We start from the raw sequence: 2467 nt of genomic DNA on the forward strand, positions 1-2467 counted from the left end.
AGGCCGGACAGAGCGTGGCGCTGATCTCCGATGCCGGCACGCCGCTGGTGTCCGATCCCGGCTACCGGCTGGTCGGCGAGGCGCTCGACCACGGCATTCGCGTCGTGCCTATCCCCGGCCCATCGGCGCCGCTCGCGGCGTTGACCGCATCCGGCCTGCCCTCCGATGCCTTCATGTTCGCCGGATTTTTACCGGTGAAGACCGGGCAGCGGCTGACGCGGCTGGAGGCACTGAAAGCCGTGCCGGCGACATTGATTTTCTTCGAATCGCCGCGCCGGCTGGCCGAATCCCTCGGTGCCATGGTCGAAGCGCTGGGCGGCGAGCGCAAGGCCGCGATCGGCAGGGAATTGACCAAGACCTTCGAGGAGATGCGAACCGGCACGCTGCAGGCGCTGGCCGACCACTATGCCGCGGCCGATACGCCGAAGGGCGAGATCGTCGTCTGCGTCGCTCCGGCCGAGGCCAGGGTCGACGAACCCGCCGACATCGACCGTTTGCTTCTGTCGCTTGCCGCCGAGATGCCGGCCTCCAAGGCGGCGGCGGAAGCCGCGAAGATGACCGGCGGCCAGAAACAGGCGCTCTATCGGCGATTGCTGGAGCTCAAGGATGCTTCGGGAGAAAGCGACGGTGGCTGAACGCCCGAGCGCCAGCCGCCAAAAAGCCTATCGGCGCGGCCATCGCAGCGAATGGCTGGCGGCGGCAGCGCTGATGCTGAAGGGCTACCGGATCCTGGCGCGCCGCCACCGCACGCGCTTCGGCGAGATCGACCTGATCGCGCGGCGCGGCGACCTGGTGCTGTTCGTCGAGGTCAAGGCGCGCCGGTCGCTGATGGAAGCCATGGAGGCGATCGGCCACGAATCGGAACGTCGAATAGAAGGCGCGGCCGACATCTGGCTGTCGCGCCAAGCGGACTACGGCAGGCTGTCGATGCGCTTCGACATGGTCGCCGTGCTGCCCTGGCGCTGGCCGGTGCATGTCGAGAACGCGTTTTATGGGAAGAGTTAGAGGGGGCAGCCCTCCTTCATTCGTCATCCACGGGCGGAGCCCGTGGGACGAAGCGTGAGGGCCGCTACGCGGAACACTCCTCACCCCCAGATCATCAACGCCACCAACCCGACACCGCCCACCACCAGCCGCCACCAGCCGAACAGCGAGTAACCCTTGCGCGAGACGTAATCGAGCAGGAAGCGCACGACGATGAGCGCCGTGACAAAGGCGGCGACGAAGCCGACGGCGATGATCGGCAGGTCGGCGCTGCTCAGCACGTTGCGGTTCTTGAACAGGTCGAAGGCGAAGGCGCCGACCATGGTCGGGATTGCAAGGAAGAAGGAAAATTCAGCGGCCGCGCGCTTGTCGACGCCCAAAAGCAGGGCGCCGACGATGGTCGAGCCCGAACGCGATGTGCCGGGAATGAGCGACAGGCACTGGAAAAGCCCGATCTGCAGGTAAAGCCGGGTCGGGAAGCGCTCGACGTCGCGATAAACCGGCTTGAGGTTCATGCGGTCGACCACCAGCAGCACGACGCCGCCGATAATCAGCATGATGCAGATCAGCCTCGGCGATTCGAACAGCACCGTCTTTATGAAATCATGCGCCAGCGCGCCGATGAATGCCGCCGGCAGGAAGGCGATGAGGATGCCGATGACGAAATGCCTGGTCAGTCGGTCGTGCGGCAGTTCGAGCAGCATTTTCCAGAGGCGGCGGAAATAAACGCTGAGGATCGCCAGGATGGCGCCGAGCTGGATCAGGATCTCGAAGGCCTTGCCGGTCGAGTGGAAGCCGAGGAAATGGCCAGCGAGCAGGATATGGCCGGTCGAGGACACCGGTATGAACTCGGTCAGCCCCTCCAGCAGGCCGAGCAGCAGGGCTTCGACGATGGTCTGGCTTTCCATGGCTACCTCGGCATTGGCATGACGGCTGACAGAAGGGCTTGCTTGTCATGGCGTTGAAGTCCCCCTATAGGTCGCAACACCCTGACGGCCCGCTAACCGGGCGGCCAAGACTTACCGGTGCGCCCTGCGATTCGCCAGTGCGCTTTATCATCGCGGAACCATGCTGACGCTTTTCCACCATCCCATGTTCGCCACCTGTCGCTTCGTCCGCCTCGCATTCGGCGAGTATGGCGAGGAGCTGGCTTTGATCGAGGAAAAGCCGTGGACCCGGCGCAAGGAGTTCCTGGCGCTGAACCCGGCCGGCACGCTGCCGATCCTGCTGGCCGAAGGCGACGTGCCGATCGTCGGCGCGACGGTCATATCGGAATATCTCGATGAAACGCGCGGCGTGCTGAAGCGCGACAAGCGGCTGTTCGCCGAGGACCCGATGCAGCGCGCCGAAATCCGCCGGCTCATCGACTGGTATCTCAACAAGGCTGAAAGCGAAGTCACCCGCCATCTGGTGCGTGAGCGCGTGCTGAAGCCGGTCATGCCGGAAACGGCGGGCGGCGGCTCGCCCGACTCGGGCGCGGTCC

General features: G+C 65.1%; 4 protein-coding genes. 3 read left to right on the forward strand and 1 reads right to left on the reverse strand.

Annotation, left to right across the window (positions count from 1 at the left end; translation table 11 throughout):
* A partial coding sequence (locus ENZ74_RS28980; RefSeq protein WP_164761285.1) for a 16S rRNA (cytidine(1402)-2'-O)-methyltransferase occupies positions 1 to 635 on the forward strand: 635 nt, incomplete at its 5' end.
* Positions 628 to 1005 carry a YraN family protein gene (locus ENZ74_RS28985; protein ID WP_063169659.1) on the forward strand — a complete coding sequence of 126 codons (378 nt, stop codon included), beginning with the start codon at positions 628 to 630 and terminating at the stop codon, positions 1003 to 1005. The genes ENZ74_RS28980 and ENZ74_RS28985, both read left to right, overlap by 8 nt.
* Before the next feature lie 80 nt (positions 1006 to 1085).
* Here ENZ74_RS28985 and ENZ74_RS28990 read toward each other — a convergent pair whose 3' ends face one another.
* A complete protein-coding gene (locus ENZ74_RS28990) occupies positions 1086 to 1892 on the reverse strand; it encodes an undecaprenyl-diphosphate phosphatase (RefSeq protein ID WP_013528623.1) in 807 nt (268 codons plus the stop codon).
* Positions 1893 to 2052: 160 nt separating this feature from the next.
* Here ENZ74_RS28990 and ENZ74_RS28995 point away from each other — a divergent pair.
* Positions 2053 to 2467 (forward strand): glutathione S-transferase family protein (locus tag ENZ74_RS28995; RefSeq protein ID WP_164761286.1); only part of this gene is annotated, 415 nt, incomplete at its 3' end.

This window comes from Mesorhizobium sp. M7A.F.Ca.CA.002.15.2.1 (genome assembly GCF_003998715.1).
In the GTDB taxonomy this organism is placed as follows: Bacteria; Pseudomonadota; Alphaproteobacteria; order Rhizobiales; family Rhizobiaceae; genus Mesorhizobium; species Mesorhizobium ciceri.

Coding starts and splice junctions, on each gene's coding strand:
- ENZ74_RS28990 (WP_013528623.1), bottom strand. CDS start 1,892: ATGGAAAGCCAGACCATCGTCGAAGCCCTGCTGCTCGGCCTGCTGGAG.